Here is a 15,444-nt window from a genome sequence, read left to right as displayed (position 1 = left end):
GATGACCAGTCCGTCTTCCCGCACGGTGCGCCCGGGCAGTGTGGTGCGCACCGTGATCCGCCATCGCGGCGGTCGCGGTGCCACGGTGCAGGACATGGTGGCGGCCGAAATGCCGGTTGCCCTGATCTACAACCAGGTGCCGTTCGCGGTGATGATGGCCACGCCGGAGGACCTGGAAGATTTCGCCCTCGGGTTTTCCTTGAGCGAAGGCATCGTCGATCACGCGCAGGACCTGCGCGTGGTGGCGGTGGAGACGTTCCTGGAAGGCGCCTCGCTGCAGATCGAGGTACCGCCCGAGCGCGCGGCGGCGTTGGACCAGCGGCGGCGCAATCTGGACGGGCGCAGTGGTTGCGGCGTGTGCGGCAATGAATCGATCGAGGCGGTGCTGCGTGTGCCGCCGGTGGTGCAGTCCACGCTGCGGATCGATGCGGATGCATTGGCACGTGCGCTGGAGGCCTTGCATGCGCAGCAGCCGATTGCCGCGCAGACCGGTGCGGTGCACGCGGCCGGTTGGGCCGATGCAAACGGCGTGGTGCAACTGGTCCGCGAAGACGTGGGCCGGCATAACGCCCTGGACAAGTTGATCGGTGCATTGGCACGCGCGCGCATCGATGCATCGCAAGGGTTTGCGGTGGTGACCAGCCGCGCCAGTTACGAGATGGCCATGAAAGCCGCGCAGGCCCGGATTCCGCTGTTGGCAGCGATTTCGGCACCGACTGCCCTGGCGATCAGCCTGGCCGACAGCGCGGGACTGACCCTGATCGGGTTTGCCCGCAATCACGATTGTGTTGTTTACAGCCATCCACAACGCCTGGACCTGGGCGTTGCCGTGGGAGAGCCCGCATGAGCAAGAAGACCATCAAGCAGTACGACAATCCCGCCGGTGGCTGGGGCGCCTTGCGCTCGGTCGCCAAGCACCTGATGGAACAGGACATCGCGGTGCAGGGCGCCAAGACGCTGCTGCATGCCAACCAGCCGGACGGCTTCGACTGCCCGGGCTGCGCCTGGCCGGACCGCGATCACACCTCCACCTTCGAATTCTGCGAGAACGGCGCCAAGGCCGTGGCAGCCGAGTCCACCGCGCGCCGCGCCGGGCCGGAACTGTTTGCCTCGCACAGCGTCAGCCTGCTGTCGCAGTACAGCGATTACTGGCTGGAAGGGCAGGGCCGCCTGACCCACCCAATGCGCTATGACGCGGCCACCGACCACTACGTGCCGGTGAGTTGGGACGCTGCGTTTGCGCAGATCGCCAGCCATCTCAACGGGCTGGCAAGCCCGGACGAGGCGATCTTCTATACCTCCGGGCGCACCAGCAACGAGGCGGCGTTCCTGTATCAGTTGTTCGTGCGCGAGTTCGGCACCAACAACTTCCCCGACTGCTCCAACATGTGCCACGAGCCGTCCGGTACCGCGCTGCGTTCGCAGATCGGCGTGGGCAAGGGCACGGTGTCCTTGCACGATTTCGAACTGGCCGATGCCATCTTCATCTTCGGCCAGAATCCGGGCACCAATCATCCGCGCATGCTGGGCGAGTTGCGTGAAGCCTCCAAGCGTGGCGCGGCGATTGCGGCCTTCAACCCGCTGCGCGAGCGCGGGCTGGAAAAATTCGCCGACCCGCAGGACAAGCTGGAGATGCTGCACAACGGCTCCACGCGTATCGCCTCGGATTATTTCCAGCTCAAGATCGGCGGCGACCTGGCCGCGATCAAGGGCATCATCAAGCATGTGCTGGAGCGCGACGCGCAGGCCCAGCGCGAAGGCATGCCACGGTTGCTCGACCTGGATTTCATCGCCGAGCACACCGCCAACTTCGACGCCTTCGCGGCCGATGTGCAGGCCGAGCGCTGGGACACCATCGTCGAGGAATCCGGGCTGGACGAAGCTGCGCTGCGCAAGGCCGGCGAGATCTATCTCAATGCCGAGCGCGTGATCGCCTGCTGGGGCATGGGCATCACCCAGCACAAGCATTCGGTGGCCACCATCCACATGATCACCAACCTGCTGTTGCTGCGCGGCCACCTGGGCCGTCCGGGCGCGGGCGTGTGCCCGGTGCGCGGGCACAGCAACGTGCAGGGCGACCGCACGATGATGATCTACGAAAAGCCGCCGGCCGCATTCCTGGACAAGCTGCAGTCGGTGTTCGGCTTTGCGCCACCGCGCGCAGACGGCTTCGACACCGTGGGCGCGATCGAGGCGATGCTGGACGGGCGCGGCAAGGTGTTCTTTGCGATGGGCGGCAACTTTGCCGCGGCCACGCCGGATACCGATGCCACGCACCGCGCGCTGCGCAACTGCGAACTCACCGTGCACGTCACCACCAAGCTCAATCGCAGCCATCTGGTGCACGGGCGCGATGCGCTGATCCTGCCGTGCCTGGGCCGTACCGAAATCGATATCCAGGACGCCGGCTCGCAGGGTGTGACGGTGGAAGATTCGATGAGCATGGTGCACCTGTCGGCCGGCATCAATCCGCCGGCTTCGCCAGATTTGCTGTCCGAGCCGGCGATCGTGGCGCGCATGGCCGAAGCCACGCTGGGCGCGCGCAGCGCGATCCGCTGGCGCTGGCTGGTGGGCGATTACGACCGCGTGCGCGACCTGATTGCGCAGGTGTTCCCGGACTTTGCCGGCTTCAACGAGCGCGTGCGCACACCCGGTGGGTTCCGCTTGTCCAATACCGCGCGCGATCGCCAGTGGGTGACCCCGGAACAACGCGCGGTGTTCAAGCCGCATGCCGTGCCGACCGACAACCCCATCCATCGCGCACGCCGTACCCGGACCGACCAGATGGTGTTTACGCTGGCCACCACGCGCTCGCACGATCAGTACAACACCACCATCTACGGGCTGGACGATCGCTACCGCGGTGTGTTCGGCGAACGCCGCGTGCTGTTCATCAATGGCGCCGACATCGCGGCCTTGAACCTGAAAGCCGGCGACTGGGTGGACCTGGAAAGCCTCTGCGATGACGGGGTGCGGCGCGAGGCACGTCGCTTCCTGCTGGTGGACTACAACATCCCGCGCGGCTGCCTGGCGGCGTACTACCCGGAAACCAACGCATTGGTGCCGCTGTCGAGCTTTGCCGACGAAGCGCGTACGCCCACCTCCAAGTCGATTCCGGTGATCGTGCTGCCGCATCGCGCCGAAACCGCTGATGCAGCGCCACGCGACATCGGAGCGGTGCTTGTCCGCTGATCCGCAGCTCACCGCCCAGCTGTTGCACACCCTGGCCGACGCGCCCGAGGGCGTGTCGTTGCCGAAGCTCTGCAAGCAGCTGGGCGTGCGCATGAGCGTGCTGCTGCGCACGCTTGCCTGGTTGGGGACGGCAAACCTGGACGGCCAACCCGGTCCGGATTGGGTGCGCGTGGAAGATCGCGGTGAGCGGCAGTTCGCGGTACTGACGCCGGTCGGTTTGGCGGAACAGATGCAGCGATCAGCAGGGCAGTCGCCACAGAGCGGTTGAGCGAGTTCCTGCTGCTTTTGAAAGCTGTGCAGACCGAGCAACTTGACCGGTCCTTGTCCGCCCATCGTCGCGGGACCCTTGGCGGCATGGATGCCGCTACGGAGCCTAAAAGAACGTACTTGCGGCGTGTCCTGCGGTGGTGGGCGGGCAAGGGCCCTGCAGCAGACGCAAAGACCTCACACCTTGCAGGTCAAGCAGGTGACAGTCTCCGGTGACGCGTTGCCGGACACTTGGTCGAACACATCTGATTCAAGACGAGTAGGACGCGATCCACAGCCCCGTCGGTCACGCCTGTAACTTGTTACCGACCGGTTCGCCTGCGCAAAGCGTTGCCCCGATCTGCCAGAATCGGCCGTCTCGTTCCATGGATGCCGACCCACGATGACTGCCGCCGCGCCGCTCGCCACGCCCACCAATTCGCCCGCGCGCGTGCTGTTTGCCAGCCTGATCGGTACCACCATCGAGTTCTTCGATTTCTACATCTACGCCACCGCTGCGGTGCTGGTGTTCCCGACGTTGTTCTTTCCGGCCGGCGATGGCAGTGCGGCGATGCTGCAGTCGCTGGCGACCTTTGCGGTGGCCTTCATCGCGCGGCCGGTGGGCTCGGCGGTGTTCGGTCACTTCGGTGATCGGGTCGGGCGCAAGGCCACCCTGGTGGCCGCCTTGCTGACGATGGGCCTGTCCACGGTGGCGATCGGGCTGCTGCCCGGCTACGCGCAGATCGGCGTGCTGGCGCCCGCGCTGCTGGCGGTGTGTCGCTTCGGTCAGGGCCTGGGCCTGGGCGGCGAGTGGGGCGGGGCGGTGCTGCTGGCCACCGAAAACGCGCCACCGGGCAAGCGCGTGTGGTACGGCATGTTTCCACAGTTGGGTGCGCCGCTGGGGTTCTTGTTGTCCACCGGTACCTTTCTGGGTATGGGCGCGGTGCTGGACGATGCCGCCTTCATGGCGTGGGGCTGGCGCGTCCCGTTCCTGGCCAGCGCGTTGTTGGTGCTGACCGGATTGTGGGTGCGCCTGAGCATTACCGAAACCCCTGACTTCCAGCAGGCGCTGGATCGCAAGACGCGCGTGCGCCTGCCGCTGGGTGCGGTGCTCTCGCGGCACTGGCCGGCGTTGATCATCGGCACGCTGGGTGCGTTTGCCACCTTCGTGCTGTTCTATCTGATGACCGTGTTCGCGCTGGGCTACGGCACCAAGACGCTGGGCTACGACAAGGAACAGTTCCTGTTGCTGCAGATGGCCGGCATCGTGTTCTTTGCCGCCGGCATTCCAGTGTCGGCCAGGTTCGGCGACCGCCATGGCGCGCCGCTGGCGATGATGCTGGCCAGCATCGCCATCATCGCCTTCGGCCTGGCATTCGCGCCGTTGTTTCAGGCCGGTCACCCGTTGCAGGTGCTGGCCTTTCTTGCGCTGGGCTTCTTCTTCATGGGCTTGACCTACGGCCCATGCGGCACCTTGCTGGCGGAGTTGTACCCCACCGAGGTGCGCTACACCGGCGCATCGTTGTCGTTCAACCTGGCCAGCATCCTGGGCGCGGCGCCGGCACCGTATGTCGCCACGCAGCTGGCCGCACGCTACGGCGTACAGGCGGTAGGTCATTATCTGGGCGCTGCCGCGGTGCTGAGCCTGCTGGCGTTGATGGTCGCGCGCCGATCGCGTCGCCGGACGATGCAGCGCACGCCGTTCGCATAGGGTGATGGCGCGCGCTGGACTTCAGCGAGACCGTCTTGTCGCACGCGGGCGCGTTTCTGACGGAAGGATCGCTAGCGGAAGATCCGCTTCAGGGTGCGTCCCAGCCAGCTGCCGTGCTGGTGAGTGCGCGCGAACTGGTTCAGATGGGCGATGACCTGCGGTGCGTACGCCTGGTCGTCGCCGCGGATGTGGTTGAACAACCAGCGCGAGAGCATGTTGCGGAGGTCTTCGCTGACGTCCTCGCCTGCCTGAAAGCGCAGCCGATAGTCGCCAACGCGCTTGCCGAAGACCTGGTGCACGCGCGCGTGCGCCAGGCTGAAGGGGTAGCCGGCTTCCTGCATCAATTCTTCTTCGAACGCGAAATGCGACAGGGTGTAGTCGATCAGCTCGTCGATGACCTCGGCCACGGCCAGGCGCTGCAGGCTGGTGTGCGCCACATGCAACTGATTGATCATGTCCACGATGCGCCGGTGTTGGTGATCGATGACCTCGATCCCGGTGTTGAGGTCGTCCTGCCAGACCAGCAGTGCCATCGAAGTGCCTTGCCAATGCGATGGGCACAGGCTAGGCCGCGCGCGCCGACAGCGCGTTGATCTGGATCAAGGCACTGGTGAAGCGCGTCATCTGCAGGCGCGGGCTCGGGCCTGCGGTCAAGGCGGGATCAGCTCGCCAGGCGCACCTGGTTGCGGCCGCCGGCCTTGGCCAGATACAGATGCTTGTCGGCTTCGTTCAACAAGTGATGCAGTGACTGCTCGCCTTCGGTCGCAATGCACACGCCGATGCTCACCGTCATGCTCAGGGTGTCCTCGCCGATCCGCACGCGCAGCGCGCTGATGCGTTCGCGCAGGGTTTCGAAGTAGCTGGTGGCATTGGCTGCATCCAGCCCCGGCACCAGCAGGCAGAATTCTTCGCCGCCGAAGCGCGCCACCAGGTCCTGCGGGCGTGCATGCCCGGATACCGAGGCCGCCACCGCACGCAGCGCCTGGTCACCGGCTTCGTGGCCCCAGGTGTCGTTGATGTGCTTGAAGTGATCGATGTCGAGCATCGCCGCGGTCACCGACTGGTCCTGCGACAGCAGCTTGGGAATCACCCGCTGGCTCTGTTCCAGGAAGTAGCGCCGGTTCGGCAGGCCGGTGAGGAAGTCGCGCGTGGCCAGATCCTGCAGCGTGCCGATCAGTTCCAGCTGGTCCACGTTCTGCGAGACGCGGCAGAAGAATTCCTCGCGCGAAAAGGGTTTGCGCAAGAAGTCGTTGGCGCCGTTCTTCAGAAAGCGCGGGATCAGCGACGAGTCGCTGTTGCCGGAGATGCCGATCACCGCCACCTTGTCGCGCGAGCGGATCGCACGCAGCCGGCGGGTGAATTCCACGCCTTCCATCCCGGGCATTTCCTGGTCGACGATGGTCAGGCGGATGCCGGGATCGCGTTCGATCGCTTCCAGCCCGGCCGCACCGTCGGCCGCCAGCACCACCCGATAGCCGTACATCGACAGCAGCGCGGCGGCGTAGGTGCGTGCGGACAACGAATCGTCCACCACCAACGCACCGATGCGGCGATTGCGCTCCAGGCGCTGCACCAGCCAGGCCAGGTATTCGATGCTGCCGGGCGCGTTCTTGAGCACGTAATCGATGATCTGCTGCTGCAGCACGCGCTGGCGCAGGTCTTCGTCGTAGACGCCGCTGACCACCACGGTCGGCAGGTTGCGCGAGAGAAAGAATTCCACGACCTTGTCGCGGTCGCCGTCGACCAGCACCAGGCCGGTCAGGACCAGGAACCAGCCATCCTCCTCGTCGAGCACGCGCGCGGCTTCGGCCAGGGTCGAAACGACCGTGACCGGCAGTTCCACGCGTTGCTCGATGGCTTCGCGCAGCATGCTGGTGAACGTGCGCGAGTTCTCCACCAGCAACACGCGCTGCGGCAGGACTGCACTTTCACTGTTGCGATGGAGGGTACCTGGGGACATCGGCTGGCCGTATGGATCGAACCGTCAGATCAGCTAACGGCTCTGCTCGCCAAAACTTGAGCACTGTGTCGCTGCCCGTGCGGCGGCGTTGCAGGCGCGCTCACCACAGCGCGTCGCGCAGCCGGTACCAGCTCATCGCCGCGACCAGCAGCGGTGTGCGCAGCCGCTGCCCGCCGGGGAAGCGGCGGTGCGGGATGCGCGCAAATACGTCCAGCCGCTGGCTGTGGCCGGCGATCGCCTCGGCGATGACCTGGCCGGCCAGGCCGGTGGCGGCCACTCCGTGGCCAGAGAAGCCTTGCGCGAAGTACAGATTGGGCGCGAGCCGGCCCCAGTGCGGCGCCCGGTTCCGTGAGATGTCCACATAGCCGCCCCATACCGTCTCCAGCGGCACGTCGCGCAGCTGCGGGAACACGGTGTGCATGCGCTGCGTCATCAGGTGCTGCAGGCCGCGCGGCGGGCGCGCGGAGTAGCTGGCGCGCCCACCGAACAGCAGGCGGTGGTCGGCGCTGAGCCGGTAATAGTCCAGCGCCCAATTGGTGTCGGCCACCGCCATGTCGTTGGCGATCAGGCTGCGCGCGCGTGCCTGGCCCAACGGCGGCGTGGCCCCGACGTAGGTACCCACCGGCATGATGCGCTGCTCCAGGGCCGGCGCCAGGCCCTGCAGCAGGGCATTGCCGGCAATCACGCCGAATGCGGCGCTCACGCTGCCTTCGGCGCTCTGCAGGGTGACCCGGGCGCCCTGGTCCAGGCGGGTCACCGCCGAGTCCTCGTAGATCCGCACCCCGGCGGCGAGTGCTGCACGCGCCAGGCCGAACGCGTAGGCCAGCGGGTGCAGGTGGCCGCTGGCGGGGTCGAACATCGCACCCAGGTACAGCGGGCTGTCCAGTACCGCGCGCGTGCGTGCGCGGTCCCACCACTGCAGCGGGTAGTCGTAGCGCTCGGCCATGCGCACGATGCCGTGCTGCAACGCGCGCGCCTGACGCGGCTTGAGCGGGACGTGGGCATGGCCGTCACGCCAGTCGCAGGCGATGGCGTGGCGCTCGATGCGCTGGCGCAACAGGCGCATGCCATCGCGCGAGAAATCGAACAGCAGGCGTGCATCGGCGTCGCCGACCAGCGCTTCCAGGGTTTCCTGTTCGCAGCCGTAACCGACGATCGCCTGGCCGCCGTTACGCCCGGAGGCGCCCCAGCCGATGCGCCGGGCTTCCAGCACGCTTACCTGGTAACCGGCCTCGGCCAGCGCCAGCGCCGCGGTCAGGCCGGTATAGCCGGCGCCCAGGATGCACACGTCCGCGCGTTGGGCGCCGCGCAGGCGCGGTTGCGCGGGCAGCGCCGGCGCACTGCGCGCATACCAGCTGTCCGGATACCCGTCCGGCGTCCTGGTCTGCGGCACAGCGGCGTCCGGCCTGGTCATCACACGACGCGCAGGTACCGGGCGTAATCGATGTCCGGCACCAGCGCCTGATAGTCGAGCAGTTCACGTTGCTTCTGCTGGCCGTACACGTGCTGGAACTGACTGCCCAACTGCGCCTGGATGAACTCGCTGGCCAGGAACGCATCGACGGCGCCCTGCCAGGTGCGCGGCTGGAACACGCCCTGCGCATAGGCGTTGCCGATGACCGGCGGGGTAGGTTCTGCCGGGCGCTGCACGCCGTCCAGGATGCCGGCCAGCACCGCGGCTGCGGCCAGATACGGGTTGGCATCGGCGCCGGCGATGCGATGTTCGATGCGGGTGTTGCGCGCGTCGCTGTGCGGGATGCGCAGCGCCACGGTGCGGTTGTTGAAGCCCCAGCTGGCATCCAGCGGCACGAACGCATTGTTGACAAAACGCCGGTAACTGTTGGCATGCGGGGCGAACAGCAGCAACGACGCCTGCGCATGCCGTTGCAACCCGGCGATGGCATGGCGCATCGGCCCGGCAGGCATGTCGGCGGGGCCGGCGAGCAGGTTGTTGCCGTCCGCATCGAGCAGGCTCACATGCAGGTGCAGGCCGCTGCCGGCCTGGCCGGGGAAGGGCTTGGCCATGAAGCTGGCGAGCTTGCCCTGTTGCTGCGCGATGGCCTTGATGGTGCGCTTGAGCAACACGGCCTCGTCGCAGGCCGCCACCGCATCGGCGCGGTGCTGCAGGTTGATCTCGAACTGGCCCGGCGCATATTCGGCCACCGCGGTGTCGGCCGGGATGCCTTGCTGCCGGCAGGCGGCCGTCACCGCATCGGTGAAGCCGCGCTGCTCGTCCAGATCCTGCAGTGAATACACCTGGGTGCTGTCGCTGCGCGCGCCGGTGACCGGGTCGCGCGGGGTCTGCGGGCGCCCCTGGGCATCGGGCACCGCATCGAACAGATAGAACTCCAGCTCCACCGCCACCACCGGCGTGAGGCCACGTGCGGCAAAGCCGGCCAGTACACGCTGCAGCACCGCGCGCGGAGCCACCTCGAACAGGCCGCCATCGGGGGTATGCATGGCCAGCAGCAACTGCGCCATCGGCTGCGGCGCCCAGGGCACCGGACGCAGCGAGCCGGCAATCGGCCGGCAGATGCGGTCCGCGTCGCCGATCGCGTAGCCAAGCCCGGTCTCCTCCACGGTGTTGCCGGTGATGTCGGTGGCGATCAGCGACATCGGCAGGCACACGCCATCGCGATAGACCTTGCCCAGTGCATCGGCGGTGACCCGCTTGCCACGCAGCACGCCGTTGGTGTCGGGCAACAACAGATCCACCGAGGTACAGCCGGGGATGCGCGCCAGGGTGGCGGCGTCGGCAGCGGGCAGGGACGCGACGGAGTTCTCGGAAGCCATGGGCACTACCTGCGAGGTCGCCGACCAGCCTAGCAAAGCAGGCGTGAGCGGTCGCAGGTTGGCGAAGCAGCGGCCCTGGCAATGGCGGCGGTGGCGCGGTAAGTTCGGGCGCATCTGCCGTTCAACACACCGCATCGGGATGTCTGCATGGCTGTCGTTCCCCTGGTCGGGCTGCCGACCGATCGCGTCCTGCACGGGCCGCATCCGTTTCTGGCCGCTGGCGAAAAATACATCCGCGCCGTGGTGGATGCGGCCGGTGCCATGCCGGTATTGCTGCCCAGCCTGCAGCCGAGCCTGGACGCCAGCGCCTGGCTGGACCGGCTGGATGGCCTGCTGCTCACCGGGGCGGTCAGCAACGTCGAGCCTCACCACTACAGCGATGAGACCAGCTGGGAGGGCAATCCGCACGATCCGGCGCGCGATGCCACCAGCCTGGCGCTGATTCCGCAGGCGCTGGCACGCGGCCTGCCGCTGCTGGCGATCTGCCGCGGCCTGCAGGAAGTCAACGTCGCGCTCGGCGGGCGCCTGCATCAACGCGTGCATGCCGTGCCCGGGCTGACCGATCACCGCGAAGACCGCAGCGCCGCACTGGAGGCGCAATACGGCCCGGCCCATCCGGTGCAGTTGCAGCCGGGCGGCTGGCTGGCCGGCATGCATTCCGGGCCGGAGGTGCTGGTCAATTCGCTACATGGGCAGGGCATTGCCACGCTCGCCGACGGACTGGTGGTGGAAGCGACCGCGCCGGATGGCCTGATCGAAGCCTTTCGCGGTGCCGGGCCGGGGTTCCTGCTGGCCGTGCAGTGGCACCCGGAATGGCGTGTCACACAGCATCCGTTCTACCGTGCCATCTTTCAGGCCTTCGGCGAGGCCTGTCGCCGTTACGCCGCTCAACGCGGTCAGTGAGGTCGCATGTCCATCCGCACACGTTCGCGCACCGCCACGCCCAAGCAGCCGGAGAGCGCGCTGCGGCGCTGGCTCAAGGAACGTCACATCACCGAGGTGGAATGCCTGGTGCCGGACATCACCGGCAATGCGCGCGGCAAGATCATTCCCGCCGACAAGTTCTCGCACGACTACGGCACGCGGCTGCCGGAGGGGATCTTCGCCACCACCGTCACCGGCGATTTTCCGGAGGATTACTACGCGCTGACCTCGCCGTCGGATTCGGACATGCACCTGCGCCCGGATGCCTCCACCGTGCGCATGGTGCCGTGGGCCGCCGACCCCACCGCGCAGGTCATCCACGACTGCTACACCAAGGACGGGCAGCCGCACGAACTGGCCCCGCGCAACGTGCTGCGCCGCGTGCTCGATGCCTATGCGCAGCGCAAGCTGCAACCGGTGGTGGCGCCGGAGCTGGAATTCTTCCTGGTGCAGAAGAACACCGACCCGGACTTCCCGCTGCTGCCGCCGGCCGGGCGCTCCGGGCGCCCGGAAACCGCGCGGCAGTCGTATTCGATCGACGCGGTCAACGAGTTCGACCCGATCCTGGACCTGATGTACGACTATTGCGATGCGATGGAGCTGGACGTGGACACCCTGATCCACGAGTCCGGTGCCGCGCAGCTGGAGGTCAATTTCACCCATGCCGACGCCCTGTCGCGCGCCGATCAGGTGTTCCTGTTCAAGCGCACCATGCGCGAAGCGGCGCTACGGCATGGCGTGTATGCGACGTTCCTGGCCAAGCCCATGGAGACCGAGCCGGGCAGTGCGATGCATATCCACCAGAGCCTGCTGCACGCCGGCACTGGCAAGAACGTGTTCAGCGGCAAGCGCGAGGGCGGCTTCAGCGACACCTTTGCGCATTATCTGGGCGGCTTGCAGAAATACATCCCGATGGCGATGGGGCTGCTGGCGCCCAACGTCAATTCGTACCGTCGGCTGATGTTCGGCGAGGTGTCGCCGAGCAATGTGCTGTGGGGCTTCGACAACCGCACCTGCGGGCTGCGGGTGCCGATCGATGTGCCGCAGAACATGCGGGTGGAAAGCCGCTTCGCCGGTTCCGATGCCAACCCGTATCTGGCGATGGCCGCGACCCTGGCGTGCGGGTTGTTGGGGATTGCCGAGCAGCTCGAACCGACCGCGCCGATCAGCAGCAACGGCAAGGAGCAGGGCTACGATCTGCCGCGCTCGCTGGGTGAGGCGCTGGATGAGCTGGAAGGCTGCGATGCGTTGCAGGAGATATTGGGACGGCGCTTCGTGCGCGCCTATATCTCGGTGAAGCGCAAGGAATACGAAACGTTCTTTCGGGTGATCAGCTCGTGGGAGCGAGAGTTCCTGCTGTTGAATGTGTAAGGCGCTTCGCCTGCGCTGTTCCCTTCTCCCATCGGGACATTGTCCCCCTTTATGGGGGAGAAGGTGCCCGAAGGGCGGATGAGGGTACGGCGTATGACGATGCCGGACGCCTCGCGCGTTGGACATTGCGCACCGCCCCGTCCGCGTGTTTCCGCACCCGGTTCGGCGCGTGCAACCGAAAGCACCTTTGTGCCCGGCCGATCGGCCATAGACTGCATGGACCCCGCAGCCGGAGTGGCCATGGATCCGCAAGCACTGAAGACCTTGCAACAGCTCGATGCCGCCCATCATCTGCATCCGTTCAACGACAACGCGGTATTGGCGCAGAGGGGCACGCGCATCCTGACGCGCGGTGAGGGCGTGTATGTCTGGGATGCCGACGGCAACCAATTGCTGGATGCATTCGGCGGCTTGTGGTGCGTCAATGTCGGCTATGGACGCAAGGAGCTGGCGCAGGCAGCTGCGCGGCAGATGGAGCAGCTGGCGTACTACAACAGCTTCTTTCAGTGCACGACCGAACCCACCATCCAGCTGGCGGCCAAGCTGGCGGAGCTGGCACCGGGCGATCTGAATCATGCGTTCTTCGCCAACTCCGGGTCGGAGGCCAACGACACCATCCTGCGCCTGGTCCGCCATTTCTGGGCGGTGCAGGGGCAGCCGCAAAAACGCATCTTCATCGGTCGCCATGATGGCTATCACGGCACCACCATGGCCGGGGCCAGCCTGGGCGGCATGCAGGGCATGCACAAGCAGGGCGGCTTGCCGATTCCGGATATCCACCACATTACGCCGCCGTATCACTTCGGCGATGGCGGGGAGATGGGCCCGGAAGACTACGGGTTAGTCGCGGCGCGTCGTCTGGAAGACAAGATCCTGCAGCTCGGGCCGGATAACGTCGCCGCCTTTATCGGCGAGCCGATCATGGGCGCGATTGGCGTGTACATCCCGCCGCGCAGTTACTGGCCGGACATCGAGCGGATCTGCCGGCGCTACGACGTGCTGCTGGTGGCCGATGAAGTGATTTGCGGGTTCGGGCGCACCGGCGCCTGGTTCGGTGCGGACTATTTCGGCTTTCAGCCCGATGTGATGACGCTGGCCAAAGGCATTACCTCCGGCTACATCCCGCTGGCGGCAGCCATGTTCAACGATCGCGTGGCCGGCGTGCTCAAGACGCAAGGCGGCGAGCTGGCGCACGGTGGCACGTCTGCCGGGCATCCGGTGTGCGCGGCCGTGGCGCTGGAGAACCTGCGCCTGCTGCAGGACGACGGCATCGTGGACACCGCCCGCGCGCAGATTGCGCCGTATCTTGCGCAGCGCTGGGCCGAGCTCGGCGAGCACCGTCTGGTGGGCGAGGCGCGCATCGCCGGGTTGATCGGGGCGCTGGAGCTGGTGCCGGACAAGCGGCAGCGTGGGGTGTATTTCGAAGGGCGTGGGCGCGTCGGTACGCTCTGCCGTGACTTTGCGTTGCGCCGCGGCCTGATCCTGCGCGCCACCTACGACGCCATGCTGCTGTCGCCGCCGCTGATCATCACCTGCGAGCAGGTGGACGAGCTGTTCCACAAGGCCTGGGCGGCGCTGGATGACACCGCGCATGCGTTGGGCAGGTAAGCGATGGCGACCTGCCGCCAACGCATCGGTACGCGCTGTCGCGCGTTGCCACGGCAATGTGGAGACCGGTATGTCGATCCGCCGTACGGCATCGCCGGCGTCGGGCTCGCCGGCGGACGGCGAGCATGATTCCCGCTGCGCGGTGTCTGCCCGGCACGAATGCCTGCCGCAGCCGCTGTGCAAACTCGGGCACGGTGGGTAGTCTGGCGCCAGACCGGCCCCGCGCCGGACCGCCCCACCGTGCCGGAGACCTCCCATGACGCTGCGACTGCTCGCCCTGACGCTGTCCCTCACCCTGCTGTCCGGCTGCGGCGGCGATGGCGCCGCGGGCAAGGCCGAGGCGCAGGCCAAGGTGCTCAACGTCTACAACTACTCCGACTACATCGCCGAAGACACCATTCCCGCGTTCGAAAAGAGCACCGGCATCAAGGTCACCTACGACGTGTTCGACAGCGACGAGATGGTGGAAACCAAGTTGCTCGCCGGCGGCAGCGATTACGACGTGGTGGTGCCCACGCTCAATTTCTTTGGTCGGCAGATCCAGGCGGGTGTGTTCCTGCCGCTGGACAAAAGCAAGATCCCCAACCTGGCCAACCTCGACCCGGACATCATGCGCCGCATCGCCGCGCAGGATCCGGGCAATGCCTATGGCGTGCCGTACATGATCGGCACCACCGGCATCGGCTACAACGTCGACAAGCTCAAGGCGATCTTCGGCAGCACCGATGTCGCCAACAGCTGGGATCTGGTGTTCAAGCCGGAGAATCTGTCCAGGCTCAAGGACTGCGGGGTGACCATCCTGGACACGCCCTCGGACATGATTCCGATTGCGCTCAATTACCTCGGGCTCGATCCGCACAGCACGGTGCCGGCCGAGATCGAGAAGGCCGCCGCGCTGATCAAGACCATCCGCCCGTACGTGCAGAACTTCCACTCCAGCCAGTACGTCACTTCGCTGGCCAACGGCAATACCTGCCTGGCGGTGGGCTGGTCGGGCGACATCATCCAGGCGCGCGATCGCGCCAGGGAAGCGGGCAACAACGTCAACGTGGCCTACGCCATTCCGAAGGAAGGCGCGCCGCAGTGGTTCGACATGCTGGCCATCCCCAAGGACGCCAAGCATCCTGAAAATGCGTACGCCTTCATTAATTACCTGCTCACGCCCGAGGTGGCCGCGGCCAACAGCAACTTCATCCACTACGCCAACCCGGTGCGCAGCGCCACGCCGCTGGTGGATGCGGCGATCCGCAACGACCCCACCATCTATCCGCCGCCGGAGGTGACCGCCAGGATGTTCACCTACGCGATCAACCCGCCGGAGGTGGACCGCCTGTACACACGGCTGTGGACCGAGATCAAGACCGGCCGGTGAGGCCGGCGCGCAGGCGCTGACGCGGCGTACGCCGCCGCGCCTCATGAAGGTCCAATGGTTGCCTGCAACACTGCAGACCTGGTCGCGGGCACGCACCTCCGCCGCAGGCCGGCATGCCTGGCCGCTGCAACCGGGTGGCCCATGCACTCGGCGGGCCCATTGCCGCGCAGGCGGTCCAGACCAAGCGCAGGCTGACTAGGCTCGTCACGCAATCTGTACCGGCGGGTTCAAATAATTGTATGGTTTCGCCGCTTTCGCCGGCGCCGC

Annotated in this window: 12 protein-coding genes; 8 read left to right on the top strand and 4 right to left on the bottom strand. The window is 66.7% G+C overall.

All coding sequences use genetic code 11. The features are described from left to right. Nucleotide 1: 1 nt before the first annotated feature. From fdhD to XnspCFBP7698_RS02505, 4 genes are all read left to right on the top strand, one after another. Nucleotides 2-847, top strand: a complete 846-nt coding sequence (gene fdhD, locus XnspCFBP7698_RS02525; protein ID WP_104579587.1) for a formate dehydrogenase accessory sulfurtransferase FdhD — start codon at nt 2-4, stop codon at nt 845-847. Then, on the top strand, nt 844-3,192 hold the full coding sequence (locus tag XnspCFBP7698_RS02520; RefSeq protein ID WP_104579588.1) for an FdhF/YdeP family oxidoreductase: 2,349 nt from the start codon (nt 844-846) through the stop codon (nt 3,190-3,192). Before fdhD ends, XnspCFBP7698_RS02520 begins: the two co-directional genes overlap by 4 nt. Beyond that, entirely contained in the window at nt 3,182-3,460 is a 279-nt protein-coding gene (locus XnspCFBP7698_RS02515) for a hypothetical protein (RefSeq protein WP_047693457.1), read from the top strand. Before XnspCFBP7698_RS02520 ends, XnspCFBP7698_RS02515 begins: the two co-directional genes overlap by 11 nt. 381 nt (nt 3,461-3,841) lie before the next feature. After that, nucleotides 3,842-5,149, top strand: coding sequence for an MFS transporter (locus tag XnspCFBP7698_RS02505; protein ID WP_104579589.1), 1,308 nt, complete (start codon nt 3,842-3,844; stop codon nt 5,147-5,149). A 71-nt stretch (nt 5,150-5,220) separates the two neighbouring features. On the opposite strand, the gene XnspCFBP7698_RS02500 is transcribed toward XnspCFBP7698_RS02505, so the two are convergent. The 4 genes from XnspCFBP7698_RS02500 to XnspCFBP7698_RS02485 form a co-directional block, all read right to left on the bottom strand. After that, nucleotides 5,221-5,682, bottom strand: a complete 462-nt coding sequence (locus XnspCFBP7698_RS02500; protein ID WP_104579590.1) for a bacteriohemerythrin — start codon at nt 5,680-5,682, stop codon at nt 5,221-5,223. Between the two features lie 128 nt (nt 5,683-5,810). Beyond that, entirely contained in the window at nt 5,811-7,109 is a 1,299-nt protein-coding gene (locus XnspCFBP7698_RS02495; protein WP_039407869.1) for a diguanylate cyclase, read from the bottom strand. A 100-nt stretch (nt 7,110-7,209) separates the two neighbouring features. Beyond that, nucleotides 7,210-8,526 (bottom strand): FAD-binding oxidoreductase, encoded by a 1,317-nt coding sequence (locus tag XnspCFBP7698_RS02490; RefSeq protein WP_199680018.1) that lies wholly within the window; start codon nt 8,524-8,526, stop codon nt 7,210-7,212. Then, the gene (locus tag XnspCFBP7698_RS02485) at nt 8,523-9,902 is read right to left on the bottom strand and encodes a glutamine synthetase family protein (protein WP_104579592.1); all 1,380 of its coding nucleotides are present in this window, start codon (nt 9,900-9,902) and stop codon (nt 8,523-8,525) included. Before XnspCFBP7698_RS02485 ends, XnspCFBP7698_RS02490 begins: the two co-directional genes overlap by 4 nt. 147 nt (nt 9,903-10,049) lie before the next feature. Here XnspCFBP7698_RS02485 and XnspCFBP7698_RS02480 point away from each other — a divergent pair, with 147 nt between their 5' ends. The 4 genes from XnspCFBP7698_RS02480 to XnspCFBP7698_RS02465 all read left to right on the top strand — a co-directional run bounded on the left by XnspCFBP7698_RS02480 (nt 10,050) and on the right by XnspCFBP7698_RS02465 (nt 15,177). Beyond that, the gene (locus XnspCFBP7698_RS02480) at nt 10,050-10,805 is read left to right on the top strand and encodes a gamma-glutamyl-gamma-aminobutyrate hydrolase family protein (RefSeq protein ID WP_104579593.1); all 756 of its coding nucleotides are present in this window, start codon (nt 10,050-10,052) and stop codon (nt 10,803-10,805) included. Nucleotides 10,806-10,811: 6 nt separating this feature from the next. Then, nucleotides 10,812-12,197 carry a glutamine synthetase family protein gene (locus XnspCFBP7698_RS02475; RefSeq protein ID WP_104579594.1) on the top strand — a complete coding sequence of 462 codons (1,386 nt, stop codon included), beginning with the start codon at nt 10,812-10,814 and terminating at the stop codon, nt 12,195-12,197. A gap of 240 nt (nt 12,198-12,437) precedes the next feature. Then, the gene (locus tag XnspCFBP7698_RS02470; protein ID WP_104579595.1) at nt 12,438-13,805 is read left to right on the top strand and encodes an aspartate aminotransferase family protein; all 1,368 of its coding nucleotides are present in this window, start codon (nt 12,438-12,440) and stop codon (nt 13,803-13,805) included. Between the two features lie 256 nt (nt 13,806-14,061). Next, nucleotides 14,062-15,177 carry a polyamine ABC transporter substrate-binding protein gene (locus tag XnspCFBP7698_RS02465; RefSeq protein ID WP_039407856.1) on the top strand — a complete coding sequence of 372 codons (1,116 nt, stop codon included), beginning with the start codon at nt 14,062-14,064 and terminating at the stop codon, nt 15,175-15,177. Nucleotides 15,178-15,444 lie beyond the last annotated feature (267 nt).

Source organism: Xanthomonas sp. CFBP 7698, from assembly GCF_003600855.1.
Classification (GTDB): domain Bacteria; phylum Pseudomonadota; class Gammaproteobacteria; order Xanthomonadales; family Xanthomonadaceae; genus Xanthomonas; species Xanthomonas cannabis.
Note: the sequence above shows the minus strand (reverse complement) of the source record. Positions and strands in the feature narration are given on the sequence as shown.